The sequence below is a fragment of the Curtobacterium sp. MCLR17_036 genome (assembly GCF_003234445.2).
Lineage (GTDB): Bacteria > Actinomycetota > Actinomycetes > Actinomycetales > Microbacteriaceae > Curtobacterium.
Genome location: NZ_CP126269.1, coordinates 1,049,872 through 1,066,538, shown reverse-complemented (window position 1 = coordinate 1,066,538; position 16,667 = coordinate 1,049,872). Strand labels below are relative to the sequence as shown.

At 72.3% G+C, this 16,667-nt stretch carries 14 protein-coding genes; 6 read left to right on the top strand and 8 right to left on the bottom strand.

From position 1 onward, the window contains the following. Positions 1-96: 96 nt before the first annotated feature. Positions 97-1,101, bottom strand: coding sequence for an aldo/keto reductase family protein (locus DEI99_RS04975; RefSeq protein ID WP_111043172.1), 1,005 nt, complete (start codon positions 1,099-1,101; stop codon positions 97-99). A gap of 539 nt (positions 1,102-1,640) precedes the next feature. Between DEI99_RS04975 and DEI99_RS04970 the strand changes: the two genes are divergently transcribed. The 4 genes from DEI99_RS04970 (at position 1,641) to DEI99_RS04955 (ending at position 5,759) form a co-directional block, all read left to right on the top strand. Then, positions 1,641-2,585: a putative endonuclease domain-containing protein gene (locus tag DEI99_RS04970; protein WP_284180955.1), complete on the top strand. Its 945-nt coding sequence runs from the start codon at positions 1,641-1,643 to the stop codon at positions 2,583-2,585. A gap of 98 nt (positions 2,586-2,683) precedes the next feature. Then, positions 2,684-3,244, top strand: coding sequence for a YceI family protein (locus DEI99_RS04965; protein WP_071263229.1), 561 nt, complete (start codon positions 2,684-2,686; stop codon positions 3,242-3,244). 845 nt (positions 3,245-4,089) lie between these two features. Next, a complete protein-coding gene (locus tag DEI99_RS04960) occupies positions 4,090-4,656 on the top strand; it encodes a TIGR03086 family metal-binding protein (RefSeq protein ID WP_111043037.1) in 567 nt (188 codons plus the stop codon). A gap of 155 nt (positions 4,657-4,811) precedes the next feature. Then, complete coding sequence (locus tag DEI99_RS04955) at positions 4,812-5,759, top strand: aldo/keto reductase (protein ID WP_071263587.1); 948 nt, start codon at positions 4,812-4,814, stop codon at positions 5,757-5,759. 56 nt (positions 5,760-5,815) lie between these two features. On the opposite strand, the gene DEI99_RS04950 is transcribed toward DEI99_RS04955, so the two are convergent. After that, a complete protein-coding gene (locus DEI99_RS04950; RefSeq protein ID WP_111043036.1) occupies positions 5,816-6,766 on the bottom strand; it encodes an oxygenase MpaB family protein in 951 nt (316 codons plus the stop codon). 59 nt (positions 6,767-6,825) lie between these two features. On the opposite strand from DEI99_RS04950, the gene DEI99_RS04945 reads away from it, so the two are divergent. Further along, positions 6,826-8,511 (top strand): long-chain-fatty-acid--CoA ligase, encoded by a 1,686-nt coding sequence (locus DEI99_RS04945; protein WP_111043035.1) that lies wholly within the window; start codon positions 6,826-6,828, stop codon positions 8,509-8,511. A 350-nt stretch (positions 8,512-8,861) separates the two neighbouring features. Here the strand turns inward: DEI99_RS04945 and DEI99_RS04940 are convergent, their stop codons facing one another. The 6 genes from DEI99_RS04940 to DEI99_RS04915 all read right to left on the bottom strand — a co-directional run bounded on the left by DEI99_RS04940 (position 8,862) and on the right by DEI99_RS04915 (position 16,165). Further along, a complete protein-coding gene (locus DEI99_RS04940) occupies positions 8,862-9,785 on the bottom strand; it encodes a DMT family transporter (protein ID WP_181434541.1) in 924 nt (307 codons plus the stop codon). A 23-nt stretch (positions 9,786-9,808) separates the two neighbouring features. Next, positions 9,809-11,794 (bottom strand): amino acid transporter, encoded by a 1,986-nt coding sequence (locus DEI99_RS04935; RefSeq protein WP_111043033.1) that lies wholly within the window; start codon positions 11,792-11,794, stop codon positions 9,809-9,811. A gap of 64 nt (positions 11,795-11,858) precedes the next feature. Further along, complete coding sequence (locus DEI99_RS04930) at positions 11,859-12,704, bottom strand: ABC transporter permease (RefSeq protein WP_071263246.1); 846 nt, start codon at positions 12,702-12,704, stop codon at positions 11,859-11,861. Continuing rightward, positions 12,701-13,717, bottom strand: a complete 1,017-nt coding sequence (locus DEI99_RS04925) for an ATP-binding cassette domain-containing protein (protein WP_284180954.1) — start codon at positions 13,715-13,717, stop codon at positions 12,701-12,703. The genes DEI99_RS04930 and DEI99_RS04925 overlap by 4 nt, the downstream gene beginning before the upstream one ends. 59 nt (positions 13,718-13,776) lie before the next feature. Continuing rightward, on the bottom strand, positions 13,777-14,376 hold the full coding sequence (locus DEI99_RS04920; RefSeq protein ID WP_284180953.1) for a hypothetical protein: 600 nt from the start codon (positions 14,374-14,376) through the stop codon (positions 13,777-13,779). A gap of 199 nt (positions 14,377-14,575) precedes the next feature. Further along, entirely contained in the window at positions 14,576-16,165 is a 1,590-nt protein-coding gene (locus tag DEI99_RS04915) for an inositol monophosphatase family protein (RefSeq protein WP_146247208.1), read from the bottom strand. Positions 16,166-16,237: 72 nt separating this feature from the next. On the opposite strand from DEI99_RS04915, the gene DEI99_RS04910 reads away from it, so the two are divergent. After that, positions 16,238-16,660, top strand: a complete 423-nt coding sequence (locus DEI99_RS04910) for a DUF3054 domain-containing protein (protein WP_111043029.1) — start codon at positions 16,238-16,240, stop codon at positions 16,658-16,660. Positions 16,661-16,667: the final 7 nt, after the last annotated feature.

The window sequence follows — 16,667 nt, the reverse complement described above, 5'->3', positions numbered from 1 at the left end:
CAGTTCGTCTTCGGATCGGGTCCAGTTCGTCTCCGGATCGGACGGGAGGCCCGTGGCGACGTCGCCACGGGCCTCCCGTCCGTCTTGCGGTTGCGTCTACGCGGGGCGCGACACGGGGCTGACCGTCCTCGACGCGTCACGCTCCGGGATGTCGCCGAGCGCCTCGTCGATCGCGCGCAGCGCGTCCGCGTCGAGCGTGACGCCCGCTGCCTTCACGTTGTCGGTGACCTGCTCCGGACGGGAGGCCCCGACGATCGCACTCGCGACGTTCTCGTTCTGGAGCGTCCACGCGATCGCGAGCTGCGCGAGCGTCAGACCCGCCTGGTCGGCCACGGGCTGGAGGCGCTGCACACCCTCGAGGACCTCGTCGCGCATGAACCGCTTGATCATGTCCGCGCCGCCCTTCTCGTCGGTGGCTCGCGAACCCTCGGGCAGGGGCTGACCCGGCTTGTACTTGCCGGTGAGCACGCCCTGCGCGATGGGCGACCAGACGATCTGGCTCAGGCCCAGCTGCTTCGAGGCGGGGACGACCTCGCCCTCGATGCCCCGCCACAGCATCGAGTACTGCGGCTGGTTCGAGATGAGCTGGAAGCCGAGCTCCTTCGCCAGTGCCGCGCCGGCGCGAATCTGCTCGGCGTTCCACTCACTGACGCCGATGTACAGCGCCTTGCCCTGACGGACCACGTCGGCGAAGGCCTGCATGGTCTCCTCGAGGGGGGTCTCGTGGTCGTAGCGGTGCGCCTGGTAGAGGTCGACGTAGTCGGTCTGCAGTCGCTCGAGCGAGCCGTCGATCGACTCCATGATGTGCTTGCGGCTGAGGCCGACGTCGTTGTGCCCCTTCGGGCCGGTCGGCCAGTAGACCTTCGTGAAGACCTCGAGGGACTGGCGCCGCTCGCCCTTGAGCGCCTCGCCGAGGACGGTCTCGGCGGCGGTGTTGGCGTACGTGTCCGCGGTGTCGAACGTGGTGATCCCGGCGTCGAGCGCTGCCCGCACGCACTGGGTGGCGACGTCGTTCTCGACCTGCGAGCCGTGCGTCAGCCAGTTGCCGTAGGTGATCTCGGAGATCTTGAGTCCGGAGTTGCCCAGGTACCTGAATTCCATGGTGTCGACGCTACTGGAGCGGGGGCCGCCGTGCGGGGTCGTGCGAGTACCTGTGGAGAACTGGTGGGGCGGGGCGGGGCGGGGCGGGCGGGCGCGGTGGGGCGGGGCGGGGCGTGCGAGGTGGGCGGGTGATCGGGCAGGGCGGGGAGGGCGGGCAGGGGCGGGCGCGGTGGGGCGGGCGGGCGGGCGATCGGGCGATCGGGCGAACGACCCTGGTGCGCACGTCCGTCCGGTGATCCTTTCCGCCCGCTCGGCAGCGCAGTCCTCTGCAGGACGGGTGGCGGCGCTGACCCGCCCTCACCGCGGCCGAACCGTCCTCTCCGCCGCTCCTGAGCCGTCCGATCCGCAGCCCTGAGCCGTCCTCGCGGCGCGGTCGAGTCGGCGAGCGGGCGGAAGACCCGGGTCTGCAGACCTCCCCGCCCAACGTTCCTGCCCGCTCGACAGCGCGGGTACTCCTCCACACTCGCGCTCCGCGCGCTGACGTCCACAGCGGCAGATCGAAGCACCACGACCACGCCGACTTCCCGCACGCTGTGGCCATGACCGCGAGACGTCGGCTCCCCATGGCCCTCCGTGACACCTCCTTCCGGGTGCAGGACGCCCTGCACCGCGGCGTTTCCCGCTGCCGACTCGACGCGAAGGACCTCGTCCGGCCGTTCCACGGCATTCGTTCTGCGACCCCTCCGCACACCGTCGAGGAACGTGCACGAGCGCTCGCTCCGCGGCTGCGTCGCGATCGGGTCTTCAGCCACGTCACCGCGGCCGCGATCCTCGGGATCCCGCTCCCCCGTCGACACGAAGGTGCTCCTCGACTGCACGTCACGACCATCGGACCCGACCAGGCGCTGCGCGTCCGCGGCACCGTCGGCCATCGAGCGCGCGCCGGAACGGTGCGGGCGACGCAGTCCCGCGGTGTCCGTCTCAGCGCTGCCGCCGACACCTTCGTCGCGCTCGCGACGATGCTCACCCTCGACGAGCTCATCGTGGCGGGTGACGCACTGGTCGGTTGGCTGGGATGGGCGACACTCGACGAGCTCGTCGCAGCAGTTGCCGAGCGGAGGGGCTGCAGGGGCGTCCGGAAGCTTCGACTCGCCCTCGACGAGATCCGCGTCGGGTCACGGTCTCCGGGTGAGACCAGGACACGGCTGGCTCTTGTACGACACGGGCTACCGGAACCGTCGCTCAACCACGACGTGGTCGTCGACGGCAGGTGGGTGGCGTGCGTCGACCTCGCCTACGTCGACGCCCGGGTGGCCATCGAGTACGAGAGTGATCTGCACCGTACCGATCCATCCACGTTCCAGAAGGACCTCACGCGAGGCGAGCACCTGAAGGACGTCGACTGGTGGCTTGTTCGCGCGACCGCAGCCGACGTGGGCCGCGGCGTCGATCGATTCGTCCAGCGCCTGAGGCGCCTGCTGCACACCGGCCTCCACGGCCCGCACGATCGGAGGACTCTCGACGCGACGGTGAACATTGGTTGACGCTTCAACCAAAAGGGTGCAGACTGTCGTACTATCAACTCGATGCAGGCGCATCGATCGTGCTGCACGACCCACTCTCGTTCGGAAGAAGGACCCTCATGACGCTCACCGCCTCCGCCATCCCCGGCTACCAGACCGGCACCTGGAAGATCGACCCGACGCACTCCGAGGTCACCTTCTCGGTCCGTCACCTCGCGATCAGCAAGGTCAAGGGCTCCTTCGAGCGCTTCGACGCGACCCTCGTGACCGCCGAGAACCCCCTCGACACGACGCTCGAGGCTTCGATCGACGTCGCCAGCGTCAACACCAAGCAGCAGCAGCGTGACCAGCACCTCGCAACCGGCGACTTCTTCCTCGCCGAGGAGCACCCGCAGATGACCTTCAAGTCGACCGGCATCCGCGAGGACGGCGACGACATGCTCATCGACGGCGAGCTCTCGCTCCGTGGTGTCACCAAGAACGTCACCCTGAAGACCGAGTTCGGTGGCGTCACCACCGACGGCTACGGCCAGGTCAAGCTCGGCGCCGAGGCCACGACGAAGATCGACCGCACCGAGTTCGGCGTGAACTGGAACGCGGCGCTCGAGGCTGGCGGTTTCACCCTCGGCAACGACGTCACCATCAACCTCGACGTCCAGTTCGTCCTCCAGGCGGCCTGAGTCCCCTTCGGACAGAGGCCCCACCGAGGGCACCGAACAGCACCACCCGAACCCGAGACAACCGCCCCGGCTCCCCACGGAGTCGGGGCGTTCGTCGTTTCCCGGCGCATCCGACCCGAGGCCCCGAACCCGCCGGCCGACGAGTCCCGCCATGCGCGCCTTGCCCGCCGGGGACGTCGCGACCGGGCGAAACACCCGGGTCACGACCACGCTCGACCAAGCAACTCCGCCCGCTCGGCGCCTCCGACGACGTTGCCGCGTGAGTACACCGGGCCCGCTGCGCGCGCTCGAGCCGACCGGGCGAAGATGCCCAGTACATCCCGGACGCGACTCCGTCATTCCGCCCGCTCGACCCGCGGCACCCGCCGCACCCGGCGCCCGGCACCCGGCACCCGCCACCCGTCACACGTCACCCGGCACCCGCACCCGGCACCCGGCACCCGGCACCCGGCACCCGGCCCGACTCCGCCGCCAGGACCGCTGCAGTCACCGGGTGAGCCCCCAGCGCCACAACGAATCGAGGTCGGACCGAACGGGCGAAAGACCCGGCTGCCACCGCCGGGGACCCGGGTGTACCGCCCGCTCGACGGCGGCCTCCTTCGCGTAACGTCGGCGGGGAGCAACCCGACACCCGACACCAGCCCGCAGCCCGCGGGCCGACACCAGCCGGCAGCCGGCAGCCCGCAGCCCGCACCCCGCAGCCCGCCGCCCGCACCCCGACCACCCGTCCTCAAGCAGGGGGCAACCGGGGAAGCACACGACCCTCGGGAATCCCCACCAGCACTCCCCCGTTGGCAACCACCACGAGAACACCAAGCACCCCGCACGACGAACAGGAGCACCTCATGGCCACCGACTGGATCGCGATGCAGGCCCTCGCGGCAGCCGAGTTCGGCCGCCGGGTCGCCGCCGTCACGGACTGGGACGCCCCCACTCCGGACTCCGAGTGGTCCACCCGTGACCTCGTCGCCCACGTGGTCGACGAGCAGCGGTGGATCCCGAAGCTCCTGACGGGGTGCGACCACGCGCAGGCGGCGGCGGACCTCGAGCCGATCGGCGACGACCTCGCCGCCGAGTGGGCGAGGTACGCCGCGGAGGCCGGCGAGGCGTGGCAGCGGACTCCCGCCGACGTGCCCGTGCACCTCAGCACCGACGTGGTGCCCGCCGCGCAGTACCTGACCGAGCAGACGAGCGACATCACGATCCACACGTGGGACCTCGCGCGGGCGACCGGCACCGAGGAGACGCTGCCGCCGGAGCTCGTGCAGGCGGTGTGGGAGTACTTCGAGCCGCAGATCGAGGACCTCGCGGCCACCGGGCTGTACGCGGCGCCGGTCGACGTGACCGAGGACGCCCCGCTCCAGACCCGCCTGCTCGCGGTCACAGGCCGCGATGCCAGGGTGGCGGCATGACGACCGACACGAGCAACGACCCCACGGGAACGAGCACGACCACGAGCACCCCCACGAGCACCAACACCGCCACGAGCACCCACGGCCCGGGCACGACCGACGACGCGAGCACCCCGAACGCCGGCACGGTCCGCCTCGGCGCCTCCGGCCTCGAGATGAGCAGCGTCGTCCTCGGCATGATGTCCTACGGCGACCCGGGCAAGGGCTCGCACGAGTGGAGCGTCGGCCTCGACGACGCCCGCCCGTTCGTCCGCCGTGCCTACGAGCAGGGCATCACGACGTTCGACACCGCGAACGTGTACTCGGCCGGCAGCAGCGAGGAGATCACCGGCACGCTGCTCAAGGAGCTCGCCCCGCGCGAGGACGTCCAGGTCTTCACGAAGGTCTTCAACCGGATGCGCCCGGGCAGGAACGGTGCCGGGCTGTCCCGTGCGGCGATCATGCACGAGATCGACGCGTCGCTCACCCGCCTCGGCACGGACTACGTCGACCTGTACCAGATCCACCGCTTCGACCCGCACACGCCGATCGAGGAGACGATGGAGGCCCTGCACGACGTCGTCAAGGCCGGCAAGGCCCGGTACATCGGCGCGAGCAGCATGTGGACGTGGCAGTTCGCCGAGATGCAGCACGTCGCCGACCTGCACGGCTGGACCCGCTTCGTCAGCATGCAGGACCAGTACAACCTGCTCGAGCGCGAGGAGGAGCGCGAGATGCTCCCCTTCTGTGCGCACACCGGCGTCGGCGTCATCCCGTGGAGCCCCCTCGCCCGCGGCAAGCTCACGCGCCCGTGGGACGCGCAGGGTTCCGGGAGCAGGGCGGAGACCGATCAGTTCGGCAAGACGCTCTACAAGCAGGACGAGGACGCCAACCGCGCGATCGTCGACGCGGTGCAGCAGGTGGCCGAAGCCCACGACGCGAGCATGGCGCAGGTCGCCCTCGCGTGGGTGATGCGGCAGCCGGCGGTCTCCGCCCCGATCGTCGGCGCGACGAAGGAGCACCACATCGACGACGCGGTGGCCGCCGCCTCGATCACGCTCACCGACGACGAGGTCACGCGGCTCGGTTCCGCGTACACACCCCGGGTGCCGTCCGGTTTCTGACGCACCACCTGCCGGTCGGGAGGCCCGGTGCCAGCTGGCACCGGGCCTCCCGTCCGTCACACGGCCGGGTCCAGGTCCGCACCCGCCGCTGCCACGCCGCGCTGGCGGTCGAGCCGCGCGATGCGGACGAGCGCTGCGCGCTCGGTGCCGGTCTGGTCGCCGAGCACCGCGCCGAGGCCGTCGAGCACGAGGCCCGTCGCCCGCCCGACCGGCAGCTCCACGGGGCCGATCGACGGCGACCGCAGGCCGAGCATCGAGCGGTGGCGGGGGTCGAGCGTCGAGACCGCGCCCTGGAAGAGCGCCTGGTACCCCGGTCGGAGCATGAGCGCGAGCGGCGGGTTGCGGATGAACTTCACCACGTCGCGGGTCCGCGGGGTGACGGCGAGCTCGCCGCGGTCCAGGTAGCCGTCCATCTGCGCGCGGAGCTCCGGCTCGGACTCGGGCGGGTCGACCACGTTCATGAGCCGGCCGGCCGTCGCCCACTCGCGCACGTAGGCGTCGGCACCGCCCGGGATCGGGTCGCCCCAGCGCTGGGCGGCACGCAGGAAGGCGTCGGTGAAGGCCAGGTGGACCCACTTCGCCAGGTCGGGATCGTTCGCCGAGTAGTCGCGGGGCATGCCGTGCCCGTCGACGTACTGGCCCCGCACCCGCTCGTGCAGGCGGAGCACCCAGGCGCTCGCGCCCCGGGCGGTCGCGGTGTCGCCGTGCGAGACGGTGTAGATCCAGCGGATGGTGCCCGCGAGGCGGCCGAACGGGTCCTCGCGGTACCGGGAGTGGTCGGCGACCCCGGCGAGCGCCCCCGGGTGCAGGGCCTGCACGAGCAGTGCCCGGACACCGGCGACGATGGTCTGCTTGCCGCCGTGCACGGCCCACGTGGCCGATCCCGGGCCGAAGAAGCCGGCGTCGTCGCCCTGTTCGAGTTCGTCGATCCACTCCGGCTTGCCGGTCGCCCCACCCGTGAACGTGTCGTTGAGGCGGGAGCGGAAGGCGTCGGAGACAGAGGGCATGACGCCATGGTCCGTCGCGCCCCTGACAATGCGCTCGGGGAGGCCGCTAGGTTGGTCGCGTGAGCATCGACACGCCTCGTCCCTGGCTTGCCTCGTACGCCCCGGGGGTCCCGCACGACATCGACGAACAGCGCGGTTCGCTCGTCGACCTCGTCGAACAGTCCGCGCAGGAGTTCCCCCGCAGGGTGGCGTTGGAGTTCTTCAAGCGCACCACCAGCTACGGCGAACTCGAGGAGCAGATCCGCCGTGCGGCGAACGGTCTGCGGAAGCTCGGGGTCGGCGCCGGCGACCGGGTGGCGATCGTGCTGCCGAACTGCCCGCAGCACGTCGTGGCGTTCTACGCGGTCCTCCGGCTCGGCGCGATCGTGGTGGAGCACAACCCGCTCTACACGCCGCGCGAGCTGCGCCACCAGTTCGAGGACCACGGGGCGAAGGTCGCCATCGCCTGGGACAAGTCCGTGGCGACGCTGCAGGACTTCCCGGCGGACGTCGCACTCGACGCGATCGTGTCCGTCGACCTCACCCGCGCGATGCCCCGCAGCACGCGCCTCGCGCTCGCCCTGCCCGTCGCGAAGGCCCGCGAGTCCCGTGCGAAGCTGACGACCTCGGTGCGCGGCACGACGAAGTGGGACGACCTGGTCGGCTCCCGCAAGCTGTCGAAGCGCCACCCGCGGCCGTCCACCGACGACGTCGCGCTCATCCAGTACACCTCCGGCACGACGGGCACGCCGAAGGGCGCGGTCCTGACCCACCGGAACCTGCTCGCCAACGCCGCGCAGTCCCGCGCCTGGGTCCCCCAGGTCCGCCGGGGCGACAACGTCGTGTACGCGGTGCTGCCGATGTTCCACGCCTACGGCCTGACGCTGTGCCTGACCTTCGCGATGAGCATGGCCTCGCGGCTCGTGCTGTTCCCGTCCTTCGACCCGGCGCTCGTGCTCACCGCCGTGAAGAAGCACCCGCCGACGTTCCTGCCCGCCGTCCCGCCGATCTACGCCCGCCTGCAGCACGCGGCGGACTCGGCGAAGGTGTCGCTCGCGGGCATCGAGATCGGCATCTCCGGCGCCATGCCGCTGTCGCAGGACATCGTCGAACCGTGGGAGTCCCGGACCGGCGGCTACCTGGTCGAGGGCTACGGCCTGTCCGAGTGCTCCCCCGTGCTCATGGCGAACCCGGTGTCGCCGGAGCGGCGCCTCGGGTCGATCGGGCTGCCGCTCTCGTCGACCGAGGCCCGCGTGGTCGACCCGGACGACGCCGAGAAGGTCCTGGGCACCGACGAGCCCGGCGAGCTGCAGGTGCGCGGCCCGCAGGTGTTCCGCGGGTACTGGGGCAAGGCCGAGGCCACGGACGAGGTCTTCACGTCCGACGGCTGGTTCCGCACCGGTGACATCGTCTCGATCGGCGCCGACGGGTACGTCCGGATCGTCGACCGCCTCAAGGAGCTCATCATCACGGGCGGCTTCAACGTCTCGCCCTCCGAGGTCGAGGACGCCCTGCTCAAGCACCCCAGCGTCAAGGAGGTCGCGGTCGTCGGCATCACCACCGCCGGCAACGAGCAGGTCGTCGCCGCCGTCGTGCCGAAGGACCCGTCCTCGTTCGACCCCGCGGCGCTGCGGGCCTGGGCGCGGGAGCAGCTCGCGGCCTACAAGGTGCCGCGGCGCATCGTCGTCGTCGACGACCTGCCGCGCTCGATGATCGGCAAGGTGCTCCGGCGCAAGGTGCGGGACCGCATCCTCGCGGACGACTGACGACTGACGACTGACGACTGGCGGCTGCCGACTGACGGCTGACGGCTGACGGCTGCCGACTGACGCCTGACGACTGAGGCGCGCCGGCTGGGTCTGACGGCTGCCGACTGAGGCGCGCCGGCTGGGTCTGACGGCTGCGCGCTCCGGCCGGCGGGGTCTGACGGCGGCCAGGTCGAGCGCCGGGCGCCCGCGACATCGTCGAGGTCGTACGACCTCGACGATGTCGCACCACGCCGCGCCCGCACCACACCGCACCCCACCGCGCCCGCGCCCGCACCCCACCGCACCCGCACCCGCACCCGCACGCGCACCGGACCGCGCCGCACCCGCACCGCGCCCGCACCCCTGGCTCACCCGCCGCGCACAGCCCCGCGCCGCGCCGGCACCGTCAGCACCGTGAGCCCGACCACGACGAGCCCGACGCCGACCCAGCCCGCAGCGCCGAGCCGCTCGCCCACCACGAGGACCGCGAGCACCGCGGCCACGACGGGTTCGAGCAGGGACACGAGCGTCGCGGCAGCGGCACCGACGGCCCGCAGCCCGACCGCGTAGAGCGCGTGTCCGAGCACGGTCGGCACGAGCGCCAGGTAGAGGAACACCGGCCAGTGCGCCGGCTCGCCGAGGAACCGCGCGCCCCCGACCACGACGCTCACCACGAGCGGCACCGCGGCGAGGCCGAACACGGCCCCCACGACGCCGCGCCCGTCCGGCGGCCCGGTCTCCGGCGTTGCGCGCAGTCCCCGTGCCACCGCCCACGAGTACAGCGCGTACGTGCAGCCGGCGAGCAGGGCCGCGGCGACGCCGGCCACCAGTGACCCGCCGCCGGCGTCGTGCTCCGACCGCGCCAGGGTCACGACGACCATGCCGGCCACGCTGACCAGGGCGGCGACTGCCCACCTGGTGGTGACGGGCCTCCTGTCCGTCACCCACTCGACCAGTCCTGCGAACACCGGCGACGACCCGATGGCCACGGTCGTGCCGAGCGCGACGCCGGCGTCCGCCAGCGCCGCGTAGAAGGCCACCGCGTAGACGACGAGCGAGGCGGCGCCGATCAGCACCCACCGGCGCGTCCGCGGACTGACGAGGGCCCGCACGGTGCCGCGACCTGCGGCGACGGCGAGCACCAGGCCGCCGAGCCCGAAGGTGACCGCCCCGAAGACGGCGGGTGGCACCCCCGGGGCGAAGTGCGTCGCCGTGCCGGTCGTGCCCCAGACCGTCGCGGCGACGGCGACCGCGGCCACCCCTCCGGCGGGACCGCGGCGCTCCCCCGGCACCGGTCGCGATCCTGCGGGCACGATCAGGACACGTGGATGGTCGGGCGGCGGTTCACGTCCGGTTCGGCCTCGCGCAGGACCTCGCGCGTCACGGGGGCGACGTCGCCGACGCCGGTGAACACGAAGCGGATGGCGTTCCGGATCGGGTTGCCCTCGTTCCACTCGAAGTAGATGCTCGGTACGACGCCCGCGATGTCACGGATGGCGAGCAGGGTCGACGCGATGGTGTTCGGCACGTTCCCCGAGCGCACCCGCAGCACCCGGTGGCCGGACACGATGTGCCCCTCGACGACCAGGTCCTCCTCGAAGTCGGACGAGTCCGCCGGCAGGACCTCGAGGAACATCGTCGGCACGCGCGCCGGGATCCCGGAGTCGCGGCGTTCCTCGCGGCCCTTGGACCGGTACGCCTCGGCGGTGCCGGCGCCCGGCTCGTTCGCGATGATGCAGACCGAGCTGAACTGGTCGGCGTCGGCCTCGACGAACTGCCGGGCCACCGCGTCGAGCTCGATCGACGACGCACGGAGCTCGAACGACCGCCGGACGCGTGACACGAGCGAGACGACGACGATCGCGATGATGAAGATCGCTGCGATGCGCACACCGTCCGGCCGCTCGATGACGTTCGCGACCGTCGTGTACACGAAGACGACGGAGATGAACGCGAACGCGATGGTCCAGCCGCGCTGCTGCTTGCGGCGGGCGGAGAGCGTGACGGCCACGGCCGCGCTCGTGATGAGCACGAGCACGCCGGTGGCGTAGGCGCCGCCCTGGGCGTCGACGTCGGCGTCGAAGACGATCGTGATCACGAACGCGATGAGCGTGAAGATGATGACGAGCGGTCGGGTGGCCCGCGCCCACTGCGGGGCCATGCCGTACCGGGGCAGGAAGCGCGGCACGAGGTTGAGCAGGCCGGCCATCGCGCTCGCGCCCGCGAACCACAGGATGGCGACGGTGGAGAAGTCGTAGACCGAGCCGAAGACGCCGCCGAGGTACTCGTGCGCCAGGAACGCGAGCGCCCGGCCGTTCGCGCCGCCGCCCGGCTGGAACTCGGCCTGCGGGATGAGGAAGGTGGTCGCGATCGACGACGTGATGAGGAACGAGCTCATGATGACGGCCGCCACGGTGAGCAGGCGCTTCGTGCCGCGGATCCGGCCCTCGGGGCGGTCGCTCGTGCCGTCGGACGCGTCGCCGCGCACCTGGGGCATGACGGCGACGCCGGTCTCGAACCCGGACAGGCCGAGCGCGAGCTTCGGGAACACCACGAGGGCGATGCCGATCATCACGAGCGGGTTGCTGTGCTGCGCGGTGAGCCCGGACCACCAGTCGCTCGCGACCATCGGGTGCTCGAACACGTGCCACAGCGCGACGACCACGACGACGGCGTTCAGGGCGAGGAACACGGCGACGAGCCCGACAGCGATGCCGATCGCTTCCTTGAACCCCCGCAGGAACACGATGCCGAGCAGGAGCAGCAGCGCCAGGGTGAGCGGGACCGGGATCTCGGTGAACCACTGCGGCGTGTACGGGTTCTCGGCGATGTGCGCCGTGGCGTCCGCCGCCGACAGGGTCATCGTGATCATGAAGTCGGTGACGGCGAAGCCGAGCAGCACGAGCACGAGCAGCTTGCCGGCCCACCAGGGCAGCAGCTTCTCGAGCATCATGATCGACCCGGCGCCCTTGAAGCTGTCCTGCGCCACCCGGCGGTACACGGGCAGTGCCCCGAACAGCGTCACGAGGACGAGCACGATGGTGGCGATCGGCGACAGCAGGCCCGCGGCGAGCGCGGCGATCGCCGGCTGGTAGCCGAGCGTCGAGAAGTAGTCGACGCCGGTCAGGCACATGACCCGCCACCACGAGTGGGTCTTCTCGACCTCGACCTGGTGCGGCCCCTGGTGCGAGGCGCCCTGGTCGGCGCCGTGCAGCATCCAGCGGCGCAGGCGGGTGCTGCGGTCGAGGGGCTGCTCGGTGGCGTCGCGCTGGGCGGTCCGCTCGGCGTCTGTCGCGGTCACGAGGTTGATGCTAAGCCGTCCGGACGACCGGTGCGTACACCCGGGCGCTGCCTGTGGAGAGCCCCTACGCCGCGCTGATCCTGCGGTACTTCGCCACGCTCCACGGCACGAACACCACGAGCATCACCGCGATGCCGACCAGGACCGTCAGCGCCGGGTGCTGCATCGTCCAGACGTCCGGGACCGGCGCCGTGCCGACGTTGCCGAAGAGCTCCCGCGCGGCCTGTACGAGCGACGACACCGGGTTCCACTCGGCGAACACGCGCAGCACCAGCGGCAGGGTGTCGCTCGGCACGAACGCGTTCGAGACGAAGGTCAGGGGGAAGAGGATCATGAACGACGCGTTGTTGATCACCTCGGGGGTTCGCACGCTCATGCCGAGCAGCGCCATCACCCAGCTGAACGCGTAGCTGAACAGCAGCAGCAACGCGATGCCCGCCAGGAACGCGGTCGGCGACGACTGCACCCGCCACCCGACCGCCAGCCCCGTGGCCATCATGATGACCATCGAGATGCCGTTGAGCACCAGGTCGGAGTTCGTGCGGCCGACGAGCACGGCCGACGCCGACATCGGCAGCGTCCGGAACCGGTCGATCAGCCCCTCCTTGAGGTCCTGCGCCATCGCCGACCCCGAGAACGTCGCACCGAAGACCACGGTCTGCGCGAAGATCCCGGCCATCAGGAACTGCGTGTAGTCGGTGCCCTGCACCCGGATCGCGCCGCCGTACACCTGGCTGAACAGCAGCACGAACATGATCGGCTGGAGCACCGCGAAGACGAGCATGTCCGGCGAGCGCTTGATCTTGATCAGGTTGCGCTTGGTGACGGTCCAGCCGTCCTCGAACCAGACCGCCACCGGTGCGGTCACCGCGACGGGGAGCTGCCGCCCCGTCCCGACGGAGGTCGTCATCGGACCGTCTCCTTCCGGGGGCGCTCGGAACGGGTGCCCGGCACGTCCGGATCGGGGTCGTCCCCGGAGGCCGCGTGGCCCGTCAGGCGCAGGAACACGTCGTCGAGGGTCGGGCGACGCATCCCCGCGTCGTGCAGCGCGACGCCCGCCGCGCTCAGGTCGGCGAGGACGCGCTGCAGGGCGGCGGGACCGGCGTCGACCGCGACCGCTCGTGTCCGGCCGTCCCCCGAGGTCTCCACCTCGTCGCGGCCGTACCGCCGCAGCACCGTCGTCGCCGCGTCGCCGTCGGTCTCGTCGACCAGGGTGACGACGACCCGGTGCCCGCCGACCTGTGCCTTGAGCTGGTCCGCGCTGCCCTCCGCGATGACCGTGCCCTCGTCGATCACGACGATGTCGTCGGCGAGCCGGTCGGCTTCCTCCAGGTACTGCGTGGTGAGCAGCACGGTGGTGCCCCCGGCGACGAGGTCCTCGATGATGCCCCAGAGCGCGAGCCGGCTGCGCGGGTCGAGGCCGGTCGTGGGTTCGTCGAGGAACAGCACCCGCGGGTTCATCACGAGGGCGCCCGCCAGGTCGATCCGGCGACGCATCCCGCCCGAGAACCCCTTGACCGGCCGGTCGCCGGCCTCGGACAGGTCGAACACCTCGATGAGCTCCCGGGCCCGCTCGCGCGCCGTCTTCCGGCCCAGGTGGTACAGCCGCCCGATCATCTCGAGGTTCTCGAAGCCGGTCAGGTTCTCGTCGACCGCCGCGTACTGGCCGGACACGCCGATCGACCGCCGGGTCGTCTGCGGGTCGCCGACCACGTCGATGCCGTCGATGGTCGCCGTGCCGGCGTCCGGGGTGACGAGGGTGGTGAGGACCTTCACGGTCGTCGTCTTGCCGGAGCCGTTCGGCCCGAGCAGCGCGGTCACCGTGCCCTGCGGCACGGAGAGGTCGAGTCCGGTCAGCGCGCGCACCGTCCCGGACCTCGATCGGTACGTCTTCGTCAGCCCGGAGGCCTCGATGATGGCCATGTCGCTCCCTCGTCGACCCTGCAGCAGATCCGTCGAGCGGTGGGAGCGACGACCGTCACCTAGACGTCGAAGTCACCACCGAAGTCACCGAAGCCACCGCCGCCACCGAAGTCGGAACCGCCGTCGCCCCAGCCCGCACTCTCGAACCCGCCGCCGTCGGTCCCACCGCCATCGGAGGCACCGCCGTCACCGGACTCGGCACCAGTGTCCTCCGATCCGCCCTCGCCCGCAGCATCCGTACCGCCGTCGAACGATCCGGGGTCGGGCAGGAACGCGCTCATGATCTCCGACCGGGTGACGGCCTGCGCGAGCGAGCGCGGGTCGTCGCCACGCGGTGCCTCACCGGCGGGTGCCGTGCGCGTGAACTCGTCGAACACCATGCGGCGCTGCTCGTCGGTCAACGTCGCGAAGGCCTCGGCGTGGACCTCCTCGATGCGCTCCGGCGGCGCGGTCCGGAGCAGGTAGCGGTACCGCTCGACGGCACGCTCGTCGTCGGTGGCCGCGGGTGCGCCGGACGGGGCCGACTGCTGCACGGGCTGCTGGTAGGACTGCTGGCCGTACTGGTAGCCCTGCTGCTGCGGCTGCCCCCACTGGTTCTGCTGTGCGTCCCCGGTCCGGTCGCGGTCCGGGCGTCCGAGCAGACGGTCGAGGAATCCCATGGTCAGTGCTCCTTCGGGTGCGCGGCCGGTCCGGTCGGACCCGCCGTGGACTGCCACAGTAGGCAGGCAGGGGCGCCGCTGACTGTGCGCCTGCACAGAGTCCGCCGAGAGCGACGGACGAGCGGCCGGGAGGCCCGGTGCACGCCCGCCCCGCTCCGTGCGCACGCGCGTGGCCGGCTCGGGACCGCGGCCCGGTCGGTCAGCGAGCGGTCGCCAGCGCGCGCAACCAGACGGTGTGCAGTTCGTCGGCGGCACCGGGGTGGGCGACGAGGAACGGCTCGCCGACGGCGGGGAAGCCCTCGACGGCCCCGTCGCGAGTGAGCACGACGCCGCCGGCCTCGTGCACGAGCAGCACCGCGGCACCGTGGTCGACCGGGTCGAACGCCGGCACGCAGGCGCCGATCCCCCGCCCGGCCGCGACCTGCGCGATCGTGAGCGTCCCGGAGCCCTGCACCCGGACCGTGCACGATCGGTCGGCGAGCGCGTCGAGGAACGCTCCGAAGCCCGGCCACGGGCGGTGCCCGTCGAGCTCGGTGCCGACGACCGCCCCGGCGAGCGACCGGGGCGCGTCGTCGAGCTGCAGGGCACGGTCGCGCAGGACGGCGCCGCGCCCGCGTCGGGCCTCGAGCACCTCGCCGCGCCAGGGGTCGGCGACGACACCGACGAGGGGCCGGCCGCCGCGCGTCAGGCAGAGCGACATCGACGTCCAGGGCACGCCGTTCACCAGGTTCGTGGTGCCGTCGACGGGGTCGAGGTACCAGCGGTGCCGGTCGCCGGGGGCCTCGCCGTACTCCTCGCCGGTGAAGCCGTGCGTCGGGAAGGCGGCACGCACCCGGGAGCGGACGTGCAGCTCCACCATCCGGTCCACGTCGGTCACGAGGTCGGCGGGGTCCGCCTTCGCCCGCACCTCGCCGACGGGGTGCTCCCGGGTGAGGGCGATGACCTCGTGGGCGATCCGGTGCGCCAGGGCCTGGGCGCGTGGGGCGACCTCGGCCTCGCTGGGTTCGCGGTCGCGGTCCGGCCACCCGTCGCGCTCCGCCGCGGCGAGCACGGCCCGGATGCCGGCGACGTCGTCGGTGGTGATCGCGTCGACGCCGAGCTGCGCCGCCCAGAGCGCCGGGGCGGGCTCGTCCACCGTCCGCGCCGCGACCCGCACCCCGAGGGCGTGGGCGGCCCGGACCGTGGCCGGGGTGAGGAAGGCGACGTCGAGGTCGAGGGTCGACGGCTGCAGGGCCTCGAGGTCCGCGGCCGTCGGCGGCGCGAGCGACTCCCACGTCAGCCAGACCTCGGCGTCGGGCAGGGCGGCCCGCACCGTGGCCATCGCGTCCGGATTGCCGCGCCAGGCGACGGCGGTCGAGCCGGTGGCCGTGCCGACCGTCCGTGCCGCCACGAGGGCGTCGGCCGCGTCCACGAGGTCGACGAGCAGCGAGGCGTGGCAGCCGTCGAGCCGCTCGAGCACGGCGTCGAGCCGCGGGATCCGGTCCAGGCCGTTGCCAAGCCGGGCGACCTCGCACCAGTCGACGTCGGCCACGCGGCGTCGGTCCCCCCACATCCGGCCGAGGGTCTCGTCGTGCAGCAGCACCGCGACCCCGTCGGCGGTGCGGCGGACGTCGACCTCGACGGTGTCGACGCCGAGCGCCTCGGCCACCGCGACGGCGGGCAGCGTGTTCTCGCGGCGGACGCGCGGCGCACCGCGGAGTGCGACGAGGCGGGGCAGCCGGACACCGTGGCCGCCGGGCGACGCAGCCGTGGTCCGATGTGTGACCGGGGCCTGCGGTGTCGTCGTCATCGCCGCATCGTCGCCGATCCCGACGAACACCGCGTGACCGGACCGTGAACGGGCGGCTGCGATGATGGACGGGTGACCGCACGCACCTGGGGATGGCTCGCAGCCGTCGTCGACATCGTCCTGATCGTCCTGTTCGCACTCATCGGCCGGTCCTCGCACGGCGAGGCGAACACCGCGGCCGCCCTCTGGACGACGGCGTACCCGTTCCTCGCCGGCTGGGTGGTCGGCTCCGTCGCCACGGCGGGGTGGAAGCGACCGCTGCGCCTCTGGCCGACGGGCGTCGTGGTGTGGCTGCTGACCGTCGCCGTCGGGTTGGCGATCCGTGTCTGGACCGGTCAGGGCGACGTCGACGGCGACCCGCTGCCGGTCTCGTTCGTCATCGTCGCGACGATCGTGCTCGGGGTCTTCCTGCTCGGGTGGCGTGGGATCGCCCGGCTCGTCCTCCGCGCCCGGGAACGCCGCTCCCCCCGTCAGGGCACGACCGCCGGGCGGTGACCATCGA